We start from the raw sequence: 13,993 nt of genomic DNA, 5'->3' as shown, positions 1-13,993 counted from the left end.
AACCCGCTCAGCGCGGCGCTGTCGCCAGGGCGTCGAAGAGGGAGCGCAGTTCGGTGATGCCCGCGTCGAGGGCCTGCTGCTGGTCCTCGGCGCGAGCCACCGCCATCGCCGTCTCGCACAGGCCGCCGTACAACAGGTGGGTGAGGGCGGTCACGGAGTGGGGTGCGATGTCGCCGGTCGCGGCCGCGCGCCGGACGCCCTCCTCCATCATCTTCATGCAGTTGGAGTTGATCTCGCGCATCTCCTCGGTGCCGAGCGCGCCGGGGGCGTCGAGGAGGTTGATGCGCTGGACGTCGGTCGCGAGGACCTCCACGAGGAAGGCCCTCGCCCCGACGAACACCGCTTCCCAGGAGTCCGGCTTCGCGTCGAGGTAGGCGCGGGCCACGATGTGGGTGAGCCGGGCCTGCTCGCGCTCGTACACCGCCCGGAAGAGGTGCTGCTTTCCGGAGAAGTGGTGGTAGAGGGCGCCCTTGGTGAGGTGGGCGGCCTCCACGACGGCATCCAGCGATGTCGCGTGGTAGCCGCGTTCGGCGAACAGCGCGCGGGCGGCGCGCAACAGCTCCTCGATGGTGCTGTCGGACCGTTCGCGCTGCGTCAGACGCGTTCTCGTACGAGTGGTGGGCATGTTCACACTCCCCGAGGGTCGACCGCCTTCAGCTGGTCTTCCAGGCTACACGCACTTTCATTCCTTCCATACGTATGTGTTCCGCCCTGTCCCGGCCCGGCGCTTCGCCGCCAGGAGCCCCGTCAGCCGAGTTCTCAGGGGGCGCCGACGCGGTCCACGAACCGCAGGACCCGGCTCCAGGCGTCCGCGGAGGCGTCCGCGTAGGCGTCCCGCTTGGCGTCGAAGAAACTGTGCGGGGTGCCGGGGTAGGTGACGACCTCGTGGTCGACGCCCGCCTCGGTCAGGGCCTCGTCGAACGCCGTCACATGGGCCTGCGGAATGCCCGGGTCGTCCCCCGCCATCAGTGCCAGCACCGGCGCCGCGAGGTCGGCCGCCCGGCCGGTCGGACCTGCGGAACCGTCCGGTCCGTCGGCGGGCCAGCAGTAGAAGCCGATCACGCCGGCCAGGTCGAAGTTCCCGGCCGCCGCCATCACCGCGAGCCGGCCGCCGATGCAGAAGCCGACCGTGAGGACGGCGCTCGCCGCGCCGCCCTCGTCCGAGCGCAGGTGGGCGATGGCCGCGCTCAGGTCGGCGTACAGCTCACGGGGCCTCAGTTTGGCCATGTGCTCGGCGTACGGGAAATCCTTCTCCCGTTTTCCGACACCCGCCGTACGTCCGTAGTAGTCGACGACGAGCGCCCGTACGCCGTTCTCGGCGAAGCGTTCGGCCAGTTCCGTGTAGAACCCGTACAGCCCGCGGACGTCGGGAAGAATCACGATCGCCGTACGCGTGCCGCCGGCCGGCGCGGCGGTGAATGCGGCGAATGTGTTGCCGTCCTCGGCGGTCAATTCCAGATACCGGCTCTCGGTGACAGAATCCGGAACGATCGGTACCGGCGGAATGGCGTCTTCGTCGAAGCACATGGGCGCGGGGCCTCCGTTGTTCGGTGTGTCTTACATTTCTTCGTGCACGGTGTCGACTACGGGAATTTCGTGCGTGGAGGAGTCCTGCTCCCCCACTTCTTCCAGACTGAACGGGACACGGAACGGGGGCACGCTCATGCCCTCGATCCGGTACCGGTTCCACAGATCGGGTTCGGTGATGCGGCCGACCGCGTCACCCTCGGCCGTGCGCAGCACGACGCCGGCGCTCCGGTCGCCGACCAGCCGGGTCAGCTCCTCGTGCGCCTCCAGGCGTCCGTACCAGCGGTAGCGGCCGTCCAGCGGCTGGAACCGGCCGGTGAGCCGGGCCCGGAGCGCGAATTCGGCCCGGTCTTCCACGACCAGTACCGCCGGACCCTCGTATCCGTCATCTTCCACGGTCCACTTCCCTTTCCTCTAGGCGTCCTTCAGCCAACCCGCCTCGCGCCACACCTTCTCCGAGCGCCCGCCGATCAGGCCGATCGACTTGTAGTACGGGGCGATCCGCTCGGCGCCGTACGCCCCGTTCACCAGCCCGACGGGGTTGTTCCGGCCGGCCTCCACGCAGGTCTTCGGGTCGAGGCCCGCCCGCTCGTACATCAGCGGGTTGTAGCGGTCGCGGCGCACGGACTTCACCACGGCGGCGAGGAAGTCGCGGAGCAGCTGCAGGCGCCGCTTGGAGAGCGTCGGCACGAACCGCTCCAGCTCGGTGCGGGCGAAGCTGATGTGGCGGGCCTCCTCCACGACGTGGATGCGGGCCACCGTGCGCACCAGCGGCTGCACCGTCTCGTCGTTCGCCTGCTCACGCTGGAAGCGGTCGAAGAACTCCTCGGTGAGCAGGAGCATCGCCCACAGCGCGGGGACCGGCGCGAAGGTCTTCAGCAGGAGACCGGACCGCTGTGTCTTCGGGTTCACGGGGTAGAACTCCGCCCCGGTCTTCTCCACCAGCTGGGCGAACATGATCATGTGGCGGACCTCGTCCGCCACCTCGGTCAGCGCGAACTGCACCTGTGGGCTGGTGATGTCCCGCTTGTAGGCGTACCGGGACACCAGGTGCAGCAGGATGTGCTCGGTCCACACGCCCGCGGCCAGCGACGAGGCCAGCTCCTCACGGCTGAGCAGCAGCTTCTGCTCCATGGGGAGGGAGTCGTACAGCTCCGTGCCGAAGAGGGATATCCGCTTCTCGGGCAGGAACCACTTGCCCTCCTCCAGCGGTTCGTCCCAGTTGACGTCGACGCGCGGGTCGTAGGAATGCCGGGCCGACGCGACGAGCAGCTGCGCGGCCTTCTTGGTCTGCCGGACGAGCGGGTCGCCCGAGCGGCGGCCCGGGCGGTCGGTGGCGGTGGTCATCGCGACTCCTTGTCCTGTGCGCGCTGAGTGCTTTCCGAAGGGGTGCCCGGCAGTCCGGCGTCCGCCGAGACCAGCCGGTGCACGTCGACCGTGAGCTGTTCGCGGACCGGGCGGCCGGCGAGGATCTCGACCACGTACCGGGCGGCGAGTACGCCGAACAGGTGGGATGCGTAGACGAGTTGGGGGACGCTGTAGTCCGGGTCCGCACGGTGTGCGGTGACGTCCGCGATCAGGTCGGCCGGGACGATCTCCCGGGGGATCACCTGCAGCAGAAGCGTCCACAGCGCGCCCTCGGCGACGTCCTGGGCGCTGACCGCGCCGGCGAGGGGGGCCGGTTCGGTGCGGTAGTCGTAGCAGCGCACGTGCTGGGTGCCCGCCAGGTCGTAGCCGGAGACGACGGGCAGGCGGCGCCGGGCCGCTGCGACGTGCAGGGCGTACTTGGCCTGCCAGCCGCCCAGGGTGGTGACGTCCACGCCGTCGACGACCACGTCCACGCCGTCCAGGAGCAGCTCGGGGGCGTCCGGGCGGATGCCCGCCGTGTCGACGCGGACCTCGGCGAACGGGTTGACCGCACGGATGCGCTCGGCGGCGACCTCCGCCTTGTTGCGGCCGATGTCCGCGCGCGTGGCGCTCTGCCGGTTGAGGTTGTTGAGCTCGTACTCCCCGGGCTCGGCGAGCACGAAGCGCCCCGTGCCCAGCCGGGCCAGCGGCTCGACGGCCGCCCCTCCGGTCGAGCCGCACCCCGCCACCAGGACGGTGGCCCGGCGCAGCCGCTCCTGCACGGTGTCCGGGATCAGGCCCCGGTTGCGCTCGGTCAGGGAGCGGTAGTACGTCTCCGGGTCTTCGGGGACGCCGGCCGCGGCCGTCGCCGCCGCGGGGGCCGCGGTGGTGGTGCTCATATCCTTACCCTCCGGATCTTTCCCCCGACGCGGCCGACCAGCTGCTGGAAGCCGGCGAGGGGGTTCGTCGCGTCCAGCGCGCCGTCGAGCCAGTGCACGAGTCCGTCCAGCTCCTCCCCGCGGGGCACACGGGCCACGAACGGCTTGACCACCGCGCGCTCCACGTACGCCGGGAAGAGCAGGTCGTCCTCGGCCAGCGAGGGGCAGGTGCCCTCGATGACGGTGATCTCCTTGAGGCTGCGCGCCAGGCGCCGCACGGCCAGGCCCTCCTCCCCGTCGCCGACCAGGAACTTCGGCCGGGGCGAGAGTCCGGCCAGGACGGTGTAGAAGCCGAGCATCAGCTCCAGCGACAGGCGCAGCCGCCGGGCCGGTGAGGTGTCGCGCTGGGAGGAGCGCTGCATCAGGCGCTTGATCTCCCAGACCTCCTGACCGGTGACCGGTTCGTCCAGGGGCACGTGGTCGAAGAGGTTGATGCCGTGGGCCACCTCGCACGGGAACGGGGAGCGGTCCGGGTGCGTCACGGGCAGGGGTGCGGTGTCCGTCGTGGCGATGACGGACACGTAGCGCAGGATCGCGCCGGTCGACTCCTCCATGCCGATGACGTGGATCTCCTCGCCGTGCCCCACGCCGAGCGGCTCCGCGAAGAGGCCGCGGGCGAACGCGATGCGATCGCTGGCGAACCGGGACCGCAGGTACTGGGCGAGCCGGAACCCGTAGATGGCCAGCCGGTAGCGCTCGGGGAGCCGGGACTGCGGCACCGCGAGCACGGTCAGGCCGTCGGGGCGCCGGGCCAGGTACAGCGGATCGGCCTGCTCGGCCAGGCCCGCGAGACTCATCCGGTCGTGGAGGGCCAGCACGTGCTCCACGTAGCGCGCCCGTCGGGCGTCCTCGGCGGTCGTCGCGGCGTCCTCGACGGTCTGCGGTGTCACGAGGACCTCCCCTGGGGGGAGCCGGCGGCGGGCGTCCTGGACGGGGTGCCCGCGGTCTCCGGTGCCAGGGGCGGGCCCAGCAGCAGGGAGGTGCAGCGGGCCAGGGTGGCCTCGACGTACGAGGCGGCCGAGAGCGCGGCGGCGGCCCGCGCCCGCGGCGCGGTCGCGGGGGCCGGCCTCGGCGCGGCCGACCGGGGCGCGGCCGGCCGCGGAGCCGGGGCCCGGGGTGCCGACGCCCGGGGCGCGGTCGCCCGGTCGGTGCGCGGGGCCGCCGTCACAGCCGGCGCCCGTACAGCGCACCGGTGATGGCCAGGGCCAGCACCTCCGGCGTGCCCTCGTAGATACGGGCGCCGAAGGACTCCCGCACCAGCTTCTCCACCCCGTGGTCACGGCAGTAGCCGCGGGCCCCGACGATGGACATGGCCTCCTCCGCCACCTCGATCGCCGCCCGGTCGGCGAACATCTTCGCGACGGCCGGGCCGTAGACGGGGGCGGGCATCATGTGGTCGGCCTGGTAGGCCGCCTGGAGGTACAGCAGCCGCGAGGCCTCGATCTTCGAGGACATCTCGGCCAGCTTCCGGGCGGTGAACTGGTGCTCGTACAGCGGCTTGCCCGCCTGGACGCGCTCGCCGGCCCACTCCTTGGCGATCTCGAAGGCGCCGCGGGCGACGCCGGTCGACATGGCGGCGACGATCGAACGGGCCTGGTTGGACTGGACGGTGAGGTAGTTCCAGCCGCCGCCCTCGCCGAAGGCGATGTTCTCCTCCGGGACCCGGACGCCGTCGAAGTGGAGGGTGGTGCCGAGGCAGGCCCGGTAGCCCATCTTGTCGGCGACCTCGCCGCGGGTCACGCCCTCGGTGTCCAGCGGAACGATGAACACGGTCAGGCCGGTGGCACCGGGGTGGCCCTCGATGTTGGCGAAGACGGCCGCCCACTCGGCCGTCTTGCCGTTGGTGATGAAGCGCTTGATGCCGTCGAGGACGAAGTGGTCACCGTCCCGGCGGGCCGTCATCACGTCCTCGGCCAGCTCCGCGTGCTCGGGTATCAGCAGGTCGCAGCCCGCCGTCTCCTCGGTGATGGCGTTGCAGGCCAGGACCGGCTCGTCCCCGAGGAACGGGGGCAGGAAGCGGGACTGGAGCTGCTGGTCGCCCGAGAAGAGCACGGAGGTCTGGCCGAGCAGTGAGGCGCCGAAGATCAGGGCCGTGCTGGGGCAGACGGAGGCGAGCTCCTCCATGGCGACGGAGACGCCGAGCACGCCCATGCCGCGGCCGCCGAGCTCCTTGGGGATGGTCAGACGCAGCAGACCCAGCCGGTGGCCGGCCTCGACCATCTCCCAGTCGAAGGCGTCGGCGGGGGCGAGGTCGTTGGCGAGGGTCCGCGGCTTCACCACGGTCTGCGCGAACTCTCGTACCTCCTCGCGCAGTTCCTCGACCTCGGGCGGCAGCTGGAACAGCGAGGGCATGGCGGCGGCGTTGAGGGCGCTCAGGTCGGAGAGGGTCGGGGCGTTCGGGACGGCGGTGGTGGTGGTCGCGATCACGACGGTCGGCTTTCTGTGGTGGCGGAAAGGGTGCGGACGGTGCCGGACACGGTCCCGTGGTGGTGTGCCGGTCCTGATTCCGGCGGCGGGGCACTCCGGCGGCGGGGCGGGCGTACGGCCGGTGCCGCACGCCCCGCCGTCGCGCTTCTCAGGCGGAGGCCGGCGCCAGGACGAGCCCGGCGTACGCGCGCCCCATCGCCGGCAGGTGGTCCGCCAGCCGGCGGACCTGGGGGACGGGGCCCTTCACCACGAGGCCGCGGGCGACGACCGCCTGGGTCACGCCGAGCTGGCCGAGGAGGATCAGGTGCAGCGTCTCCGGCCGCACCTCCAGCCGCAGGCTCGCCGGGTGGGGCGCTCCCTCGTGCACGCCGTCGAAGTCCAGCAGGAAGGCCCTGGGGGCGTCCCCCGTCACCACGAACTGGACGGAGAACTCGCGCTCCTTGAGCAGGGCCGCGACATCCGCGTCGGAGAAGGCCGCTCGGAAGGCCTCGATGAACAGCTGCGGGTCCTGAACGGTCACAGTCGTACTGCCTTTCGTCTGGTGGGGCTGGTCGTGGGGCGGCGGGTCAGCGGTGCGACAGGGCACCGGCGCGGCGCTCCGCGGCGTCGGCGAGGATCAGTTCGGCCGCACGCTCCGCGAGCATCACGGTGGGCGCGTGGGTGTGGCCGCGCGGCAGGGACGGCAACGCGGAGGCGTCGACGACGCGCAGCCCCGCCACTCCCCGCACCCTCAGCCGCGGATCGAGTACGGCCTCCGGGGCCGCCCCCATGCCGCAGGTGCCGACCGGGTGGTACAGGGTCTCGGCATGGGTCCGGGTCAGGGCGTGCACCGTGCCGGGGTCCGGGTCCAGAGCCCCCGGTGTCAGCGGCTCGCCGAGCCGCCCGGCGAGCGCGGGCCGGGTGAGGACCTCCCGGGCCCGGCGCACCCCCTCGGTGAGCACCCGCAGGTCGTCGCCGTCCGGGTCGGACAGATAGCGCGGGTCGATCACCGGGTGCGCCGCCGGATCCGCCGAGGCGAGCCGTACGGTGCCGTGGCTGCGCGGCCGCAGCAGCACCACACCCAGGGTGACGCCGTGTGCCTGCGGTGCCCGCCCCTGGTCGAGGAAGGGCACCAGCATCCACACGAACTCCAGGTCGGGGGCCGTGAGCGCCGGGTCGCTGCGCAGGAACGCGACGGCCTCCGCGAGATTCGACGTCAGCCGGCCGCGCCGGCCCCGCAGGAACTCCGCGATCTCGCCCTGCTGGTCGGTGACGCCAGGGGTGACCCGGCCGTGCGCCTCGAACGCCAGCGGCACGTAGAGGTGGTCGGCGAGACCCCGCCCGACCCGGGGTGAGTGGGCCCGGACGGTGATGCCGTGCCGCCGCAGCTCGTCCGCGTCGCCGACGCCGGACAGCATCAGCAGCTGCGGGGAGCCGATCGCGCCCGCCGCCAGGATCACCTCGCCGTCGGCACGCACCTCGACCGGTCCGTCGGCGGTCGCGCAGGCGACGCCGACCGCGCGGCCGTCCTCGATCAGGACGCGCTCGACGTGGGCGTCCGTGACGACGGTGAGGTTCCCCCGCCGCAGCGCGGGCCTCAGGTAGCCGTCGGCCGCGCTCCACCGCCGTCCCCCGCGCTGGGTGGCCCGGACCGGTCCCGCGCCCTCCGGCTCCAGCGGGTTCCCGTCGTCCAGGGCGGGCAGCCCCGCCTCGGCGCAGGCGCCCAGGAACTCGGCGGTGGCGGGGCTGGGATCGCGGAGGTCCTCGATGCGGATCGGCCCACCGGAGCCGTAGGCGCCCGTACCGGAGCGGTCCTCGGCCCGCTCGAAGTACGGCAGCACCTCGTCGGCCGACCAGCCGGCGCACCCGTCGTCCCCGGCCCAGCCGTCGAAGTCCGCCCGGTGCCCGCGGGTCCAGATCTGGGCGTTGAGCGAGGACGAGCCGCCCAGCGTGCGCCCGCGCGGCCAGTTCAGGCTGCGACCGCCGAGGCCCGGCTGCGGGGCCGTACGGTAACCCCAGTCGGCCGAGGTACCGAACAGGGCGGGGAACGCGGCCGGGATGCTGATCTCGGCGCGCCGGTCCGGGCCGCCCGCCTCGATGAGCAGGACCTGCCCGTCCCCGTCGGCGCTGAGCCTCTCGGCCAGCACACAGCCGGCCGAGCCCGCCCCGATCACGATGTGGCGTACGGTGCCCTCGGCTCCCCTCACGTCCGCGCACCGCCCGCGATCCGCGCGCCGAGTGCCTTGACGATCTCCGCGGCGAGGGCGGCGTGCCCCTCCATCGCGAAGTGGATGCCGTCGGCGCTCATCAGGTTGGGGCGCAGCCGCACGGGGTGGCTCCACATCTCGATCAGCACGGCGTCGTGGCGCGCGGCCACCGCGCGGATGCGTTCGTTGAGCGCGGCCGTACGGTCGCTGAAGACCGCCAGTTCCGGGACCGACTCGAAGACGTTGGTCACGGTGAAGGTGAAGATGTCCGCACCGTGCGCCCGCAGCACCGTGTACATGGCGTCCAGGTCCGCCTCGACGCCGTCCAGGTCCGGCTCGGCGTCGAAGAGGTCGTTGCCACCGGCCGCCACGTTGACCAGGTCCGGCTCGAACGCGAGGACCCGCTCGAGCTGTTCGGCCCGTACGGCGCCGGTGCGCTTGCCCATGACGCCGGTGTTCAGGTAGCCGAAGTCGGGCTTGCCCGAACCGAGGGCCGCCGAGACGCGCTGCGGCCACGGCACATGGGCGTACCCCTCGCTGGGGTCGCCGAGACCGGCGGCGAAGCTGTCGCCCATCACGGCCAGCCGCTGCCAGGGCGCTCCCCGGAGCAGCCGCACGGACTCCTCGTGGGAGAGCGTCAGCGGGTCGTCCGCCTCACTGCGCAGATCGTGTGTCGTCATCTTCTCGTGGTCCTTCTCTGGGCGGGCGGATCAGGCGGCGTCGCTCGGCGCCGCCTGCTGCTGGTCGACGAAGTCCTCGATGTCCTTCACCGTGGTGATGTCGGGCGTGGTGTTCGTGCCGAGGTCGGCGAGCGGGAACTCCTGCTCGATGCGCAGGGAGAGCTCGATGACGGCGAGCGAGTCGTAGCCGAGCTCCTCGACGAGGCGGTCCTCGGACCGCGCCTCGCGGGCCCCGAGCGGGCTCATCTCCCCGACGATCTGCCGGACCTGCGCGCGCAGCGTGTTGTCGTCCATGTCCTCGTGGTCCCTTTCGCTGTCTTCTTCGTGGTGTCGGAGGTCCGGCACGGCTCAGGCCGCGGCGGCGCGGATGGGGTGCGGCGCGTCCCAGCGCTCCGCGTAGGCGTCGAGGGCGGTCTCCACCGCCTGGTCCCAGGAGGCCGTGGCCTTCTCGGTCAGCTCCGGCAGCCCCACCAGCCGCAGCTGCTTCACCAGGCGCTCGCGGGCGATCTCGACGCTGCCCTGGATCTGGGCGGCGCGGCTGAGCAGCGCCGCGCGGAGCGCGGGTACCGGGTTGTGCCGGGAGGGGCCGATGAGGACCCAGGCCGCCACGCCGAGCGACTCGAAGTGGGCGTCGCCGACCACCTGGGCGAATCCGCCGGCGACGCCGTCCTGCGCGGCCCGCAGGCCGAAGGAGACGTGCCGCGACTCGTCACGGGTGACGTTGGTCAGGCCCTCCTCCAGTGCCGCCAGCTTCAGCCGGCGGGCGAGGAAGCGGGTGGTGCGCAGGGCGGTGGCGGCGAGCACGCCCTCGGTGATCAGGTGGTAGTAGACGAGGGCCCGGTACCAGGACTCGCGGTCCGCGTGGTCGGCCCGCACGGCGTCGGTCGCCCGGGTGAGTTCGGGCGTGAACACCTCCGCGTAGTCGGCGCCCTCCTCGACCGCGTCGAGGCTCGTGCGGCAGCCCTCCTCCAGGTAGGTCTGGAAGAACCGCACGTGCCGCGCCTCGTCGGCGAGCTGGGTGCAGAGGAAGATCCGGTCGTCCTCGGTGGGCGGGGCGTCGATCAGCGCTCCCAGCGTGTGCGTCACCGTGACCTCGCCGACCTCGAGCTCGCCGAGCGAGCCGAGCATCTGAGCTCGGGAGAAGGGGGTGAGGGCCTGCCAGGTCGCCGCGTCCCGCGCGGGGTCGACCTGGGCGACGGCCCACTGCTGGCGCTCCCAACGGCGGTAGAGGTCGGCGGAGTTCGCGAGCCGGCCGCGCTGTTCGGCGGAGGTCTCGGGGGCCGTCTCGGTGACGTCGAGTACGAGCCCGGTGGTCGTGACGCTCATATGGCTGCCCCATCCAGTCCCGGTGCGTTCTGTGCTGTCGGTCGGTCGCTGTGCGTGCTATGCAGTACGTCGCCGGCGAGCGCGTTCTCCCCCGCCCGGCGCCAGAGCAGCCGGCGGCGCGGTTTGCCGCTGGAGGTCCGGGGGACGGTGCCGCGCCGGGCCCGCACCACGGTCACGGAGACCGAGGCGTCCAGGGCGGAGCGCAGTACGCCGGTCACCGCGTCCAGCCAGCCGTCGCCCGACGCCTCCACGACGATCACCGCTCCCTGGCGGCCGTCGCGGTCGCCGAGCGCCACCGCGCAGCGGCCCGGCGGCACCCCGGGTACGGAGGTGAGCGCCGCTTCCAGGTCCTCGGCGTGCACCTTGCGGCCGCGGACCTTGATGCTGTCGCCGATCCGCCCGACCACGTACAGCTCGCCGTCGAGCAGGAAACCGGCGTCGCCCGTGCGCAGTCCGTCGTCGCCGAAGGGCGTGCTCGCGGCGGGATCGGGTGACTCGTAGCCGTCGGCCACGGAGGTGCCCCTGACCCGTATCTCCCCGAACGTGCCGTCGGGCAGCGGGTCCCCGTCCTCGCCGACGACGTCGACGGCGGTCTCGGGAACCGGCGTACCGCAGGAGGCGATCCAGCCCGCGGGGTCCTCGGGACGGTCGGTACCGAGGGTGCCCGAGCCGGCGACGGTCACCGGTGCGCCGGTGTCCAGCGGACCGGACGGCCGCACGATGCGCGCCCCGCGACCGGGGCGGACGCCGGTGACGGCGAGCGTCGTCTCCGCCATGCCGTAACAGGGCGTGAGCGCCCGGGAGTCGAAGCCGTGCGGGGCGAGCTTCGAGGTGAAGTCGGCGACCACCCGTGCGTCCACCCGCTCGGCACCGCTCATCGCGACCCGCCACGTGGAGAAGTCGGTGCCCGCCAGTTCCTCGTCGCGTACCCGGGAGGTCGCGTACCCGTAGCCGAAGTTGGGCGCGGTGGTGATGGTCACCCCGTGCCGGCCGTGGCAGTCGAGCCAGCGGGCCGGGGAGCGGATGAAGTCGACCGGGCTCATCAGCCACAGGTCGATCTGGGCGACGACGGACCCCAGGAACGTCCCGATGAGGCCCATGTCGTGGTAGAGCGGGAGCCACGACGAGCAGGAGTCCTCGGGTGTCACCCCGAGCCAGCCGTGGATGGCCCGGACGTTGGCCGTGAGGTTGTCGCCGGTGACCCGGACCCCCTTGGGGGTTCCGCTGGAACCGGACGTGAACTGCAGCAAGGCCAGCTCCGCTGCCCGGGGTGCCAGGTCGTCGGCGGCGGGCAGCCCGGCCGGATCGGGCAGCACCAGAGGTGTGCCCGTCCCCGCCTTCGCGCACGCCGCGGCGGCGAGCGGGGCGAGGTGGGCGTCGGTCAGCACGGCTGCCGGAGTGGCGGCGCCGAGGACGGCGGCCGCGTGCTCGGTGAAGGCGTCGTGCCCGCCGAACGTGACGGGTGAGGCGATCGGGGACGGGGTGGCCCCCGCGTACATGGTGCCGAGGAAGGCCGGCACGAAGCTCTCGGGTTCCTCGATCAGGAGGGACACGACGCCCTTGGTGACGCCGTTGGCATGCAGGAAGGCGGCGGTCCGGCGGGCCGCCGAGGCGATGTCCGCGTAGTCACGCAGGTGCCAGTCGCCGTTTCGGTAGTAGTGGATTCCACGCTCCGGCGCGGGGGAGTCCAGCCAGTCGAGGACTGTGTTCATCAATTCCCCTCATCCAACCGATGGGCTCTCGTCCTGTATTACGGGCCACCGGGGCCACCCCCTCGCGGCGATCGCGGATTTCTCGGTGCGCCCCGGCACGCGCCCGCGGCGGGCGGGTTCGGGCCGGGCGCACCGGGCCACAGAGCCGCGGGGCGGCGTCGTGGCGGGCACGGGAGCGCCGGGGCCGGAGCCGCGTCGGGGGAACGCGCAGCGGGGCCGCGGTTCCTTGCGGAGCCGCGGCCCCGCCGGGGCCGGCCGCGGCCACGGGGGATGGAACCGCGGCCGGCGTTCGGGGTGGAGCGAGGGAGGTCAGCCGCGGTCCGCGGTGGCGGCACCCTCCACGGGGGGCGCGGCCGCCGCGGCCTGGGCGGCTGCCTCGGCCTGCGCCCGCATGTAGGCCTGGATCTGCGCCTGCGTCTCGGCGATCTGCGCCATCGACTTCTTGGTGAACATGCCGAACGCCGGGATCGCGGCGGCGGCGATGAAGATGCCGGCCAGCAGGAAGGCGTTGAGGTACGGCTGCGGGGTGCTGAGGTCTCCCGCCGCGAACACCGCCGCCATCGCGGCGACACCGACGGAACCGCCGAACTGGCGGGCGGTGGTGGCCATACCGGTGCCGGTGGCGAACTTCAGCGGGTGTACCGAGATGGACGCCGCGGTCGTCACGCTGGTGAGCGCGGCACCGATCACCGCTCCGCCGAGCGCGCCGTACGGCAGCCACAGCGCCAGGAACTCGCGGTCGGAACCGAGTCCCGTGTACGCCCAGATACTCAGGCCGAGGAAGGCGATACCGGCCACGACGACCACCGGGCGCTGCTGTTCCGGCTTCAGGCGGCGGCCGACGGTGATGGCCGCGACCGCGGAGAGCACCGCGCCGGGGGTAACGGCGAGACCGGCCTTGAGCACGGAGTAGTGCCAGATCGTGGTGAGGTACAGCGGCCCGGACAGGAACCAGACGAACAGGCCGGCGCCGAGCAGGAACGCGGTGAGGTTGGCCGCCGCGAACATCGGGGTCCGCCACAGGGAGGTCTCCACGGCCGGGGCCGGGTGCTTGCCGGAGCGCACCAGCGAGTAGGCCATGAGGACGATGCCGGCACCGATCCACGCCCAGGTCCGCACCGCGTCCCAGCCCCAGTCGCCGCCCTTGGTGAGGCCGATGACGACACCGGCGATACCGAAGGTGACGGTGGCCGTCCCCAGCAGGTCGGGCAGCTGCGTCTTCTCCACCGGCCGCGTGGGCAGCCGCAGGGCGCCGAAGATCACGGCCAGGCCGATCGGGACGTTCAGGATGAACACGACCCGCCAGTCGATCTCGCTGACCAGCAGACCGCCGAGCGCGGGGCCGGCGGCGGCGGCCATCGATCCGGCCGCACCCCAGATGCCGATCGCCTCGGCCCGCTTCTCGGCGGGTGTCTCGGACAGGACCAGTCCGAGCGCGGACGGGATCATGCCGGCCGCCCCGATGCCCTGGACCGCACGGGCGGCGATGAGCAGCTCCATGTTCGGTGCGACGGCGCAGGCGAGGGACGCGAGGCTGAAGAGCCCGACCGACCACAGGAAGAGCTTCTTCCGGCCCAGGATGTCGGCGAAGCGCCCGGCCGGCGTCAGCAGCGCGGCGAAGAGGATGCCGTAGCTGGTCACCACCCAGGTCAGGTCGGTCACGGACTCCTTGGGGAAGTCCTCGTGCAGGGCCGGGAAGGCCACGTTGACGATCGTCGTGTCGAGGAAGGCCATGAACGTGGCTGCCGACGTGAGCAGCAGTGTCTTCCCCGCACTCGACGGCTCGGCGCGAGACGCAAGCGGTACTGAGGTCACCTGTCGATCCTTCCAACTAACATTCCTTGGGTATG

Annotated in this window: 15 protein-coding genes; all 15 read right to left on the bottom strand. The window is 72.6% G+C overall.

The window, feature by feature from the left end; all coding sequences use genetic code 11:
* Positions 1 to 7 precede the first annotated feature (7 nt).
* The 15 genes from ACH4VO_RS13680 to ACH4VO_RS13610 all read right to left on the bottom strand — a co-directional run bounded on the left by ACH4VO_RS13680 (position 8) and on the right by ACH4VO_RS13610 (position 13,958).
* Positions 8 to 625, bottom strand: coding sequence for a helix-turn-helix domain-containing protein (locus ACH4VO_RS13680; RefSeq protein WP_360995537.1), 618 nt, complete (start codon positions 623 to 625; stop codon positions 8 to 10).
* A 134-nt stretch (positions 626 to 759) separates the two neighbouring features.
* Positions 760 to 1,527, bottom strand: a complete 768-nt coding sequence (locus ACH4VO_RS13675; RefSeq protein WP_360995539.1) for a dienelactone hydrolase family protein — start codon at positions 1,525 to 1,527, stop codon at positions 760 to 762.
* A gap of 30 nt (positions 1,528 to 1,557) precedes the next feature.
* Complete coding sequence (locus ACH4VO_RS13670) at positions 1,558 to 1,923, bottom strand: DUF4873 domain-containing protein (protein WP_360995542.1); 366 nt, start codon at positions 1,921 to 1,923, stop codon at positions 1,558 to 1,560.
* 18 nt (positions 1,924 to 1,941) lie between these two features.
* Complete coding sequence (locus ACH4VO_RS13665; protein ID WP_069171647.1) at positions 1,942 to 2,874, bottom strand: diiron oxygenase; 933 nt, start codon at positions 2,872 to 2,874, stop codon at positions 1,942 to 1,944.
* Positions 2,871 to 3,773, bottom strand: a complete 903-nt coding sequence (locus tag ACH4VO_RS13660; RefSeq protein ID WP_360995545.1) for a ThiF family adenylyltransferase — start codon at positions 3,771 to 3,773, stop codon at positions 2,871 to 2,873. The genes ACH4VO_RS13665 and ACH4VO_RS13660 overlap by 4 nt, the downstream gene beginning before the upstream one ends.
* The gene (locus ACH4VO_RS13655) at positions 3,770 to 4,702 is read right to left on the bottom strand and encodes a hypothetical protein (RefSeq protein WP_360995547.1); all 933 of its coding nucleotides are present in this window, start codon (positions 4,700 to 4,702) and stop codon (positions 3,770 to 3,772) included. Before ACH4VO_RS13655 ends, ACH4VO_RS13660 begins: the two co-directional genes overlap by 4 nt.
* Entirely contained in the window at positions 4,699 to 4,980 is a 282-nt protein-coding gene (locus tag ACH4VO_RS13650) for a hypothetical protein (RefSeq protein WP_360995550.1), read from the bottom strand. Before ACH4VO_RS13650 ends, ACH4VO_RS13655 begins: the two co-directional genes overlap by 4 nt.
* Complete coding sequence (locus ACH4VO_RS13645; protein WP_360995552.1) at positions 4,977 to 6,239, bottom strand: acyl-CoA dehydrogenase family protein; 1,263 nt, start codon at positions 6,237 to 6,239, stop codon at positions 4,977 to 4,979. Before ACH4VO_RS13645 ends, ACH4VO_RS13650 begins: the two co-directional genes overlap by 4 nt.
* Before the next feature lie 148 nt (positions 6,240 to 6,387).
* Complete coding sequence (locus tag ACH4VO_RS13640) at positions 6,388 to 6,759, bottom strand: SCP2 sterol-binding domain-containing protein (protein ID WP_360995554.1); 372 nt, start codon at positions 6,757 to 6,759, stop codon at positions 6,388 to 6,390.
* A 46-nt stretch (positions 6,760 to 6,805) separates the two neighbouring features.
* Positions 6,806 to 8,425 (bottom strand): GMC family oxidoreductase N-terminal domain-containing protein, encoded by a 1,620-nt coding sequence (locus ACH4VO_RS13635; RefSeq protein ID WP_360995557.1) that lies wholly within the window; start codon positions 8,423 to 8,425, stop codon positions 6,806 to 6,808.
* Positions 8,422 to 9,105 carry an SGNH/GDSL hydrolase family protein gene (locus tag ACH4VO_RS13630; protein WP_360995559.1) on the bottom strand — a complete coding sequence of 228 codons (684 nt, stop codon included), beginning with the start codon at positions 9,103 to 9,105 and terminating at the stop codon, positions 8,422 to 8,424. Before ACH4VO_RS13630 ends, ACH4VO_RS13635 begins: the two co-directional genes overlap by 4 nt.
* Positions 9,106 to 9,135: 30 nt before the next feature.
* Positions 9,136 to 9,399 (bottom strand): acyl carrier protein, encoded by a 264-nt coding sequence (locus ACH4VO_RS13625; RefSeq protein WP_069171640.1) that lies wholly within the window; start codon positions 9,397 to 9,399, stop codon positions 9,136 to 9,138.
* Between the two features lie 54 nt (positions 9,400 to 9,453).
* Positions 9,454 to 10,431, bottom strand: coding sequence for a ribonucleotide-diphosphate reductase subunit beta (locus ACH4VO_RS13620; RefSeq protein WP_069171639.1), 978 nt, complete (start codon positions 10,429 to 10,431; stop codon positions 9,454 to 9,456).
* Complete coding sequence (locus tag ACH4VO_RS13615; RefSeq protein ID WP_360995564.1) at positions 10,428 to 12,143, bottom strand: AMP-binding protein; 1,716 nt, start codon at positions 12,141 to 12,143, stop codon at positions 10,428 to 10,430. Before ACH4VO_RS13615 ends, ACH4VO_RS13620 begins: the two co-directional genes overlap by 4 nt.
* 309 nt (positions 12,144 to 12,452) lie before the next feature.
* Positions 12,453 to 13,958, bottom strand: coding sequence for a DHA2 family efflux MFS transporter permease subunit (locus ACH4VO_RS13610; RefSeq protein ID WP_360995567.1), 1,506 nt, complete (start codon positions 13,956 to 13,958; stop codon positions 12,453 to 12,455).
* Positions 13,959 to 13,993: the final 35 nt, after the last annotated feature.

Origin of the sequence: Streptomyces sp. NPDC020780 (assembly GCF_044334475.1) — a bacterium.
Taxonomy (GTDB): domain Bacteria; phylum Actinomycetota; class Actinomycetes; order Streptomycetales; family Streptomycetaceae; genus Streptomyces.
This window is presented reverse-complemented; position numbering and strand designations above follow the sequence as displayed.

Coding starts and splice junctions, on each gene's coding strand:
- ACH4VO_RS13660 (WP_360995545.1), bottom strand. CDS start 3,773: ATGAGCACCACCACCGCGGCCCCCGCGGCGGCGACGGCCGCGGCCGGC.
- ACH4VO_RS13615 (WP_360995564.1), bottom strand. CDS start 12,143: ATGAACACAGTCCTCGACTGGCTGGACTCCCCCGCGCCGGAGCGTGGA.
- ACH4VO_RS13665 (WP_069171647.1), bottom strand. CDS start 2,874: ATGACCACCGCCACCGACCGCCCGGGCCGCCGCTCGGGCGACCCGCTC.
- ACH4VO_RS13620 (WP_069171639.1), bottom strand. CDS start 10,431: ATGAGCGTCACGACCACCGGGCTCGTACTCGACGTCACCGAGACGGCC.
- ACH4VO_RS13680 (WP_360995537.1), bottom strand. CDS start 625: ATGCCCACCACTCGTACGAGAACGCGTCTGACGCAGCGCGAACGGTCC.
- ACH4VO_RS13675 (WP_360995539.1), bottom strand. CDS start 1,527: ATGTGCTTCGACGAAGACGCCATTCCGCCGGTACCGATCGTTCCGGAT.
- ACH4VO_RS13625 (WP_069171640.1), bottom strand. CDS start 9,399: ATGGACGACAACACGCTGCGCGCGCAGGTCCGGCAGATCGTCGGGGAG.
- ACH4VO_RS13630 (WP_360995559.1), bottom strand. CDS start 9,105: ATGACGACACACGATCTGCGCAGTGAGGCGGACGACCCGCTGACGCTC.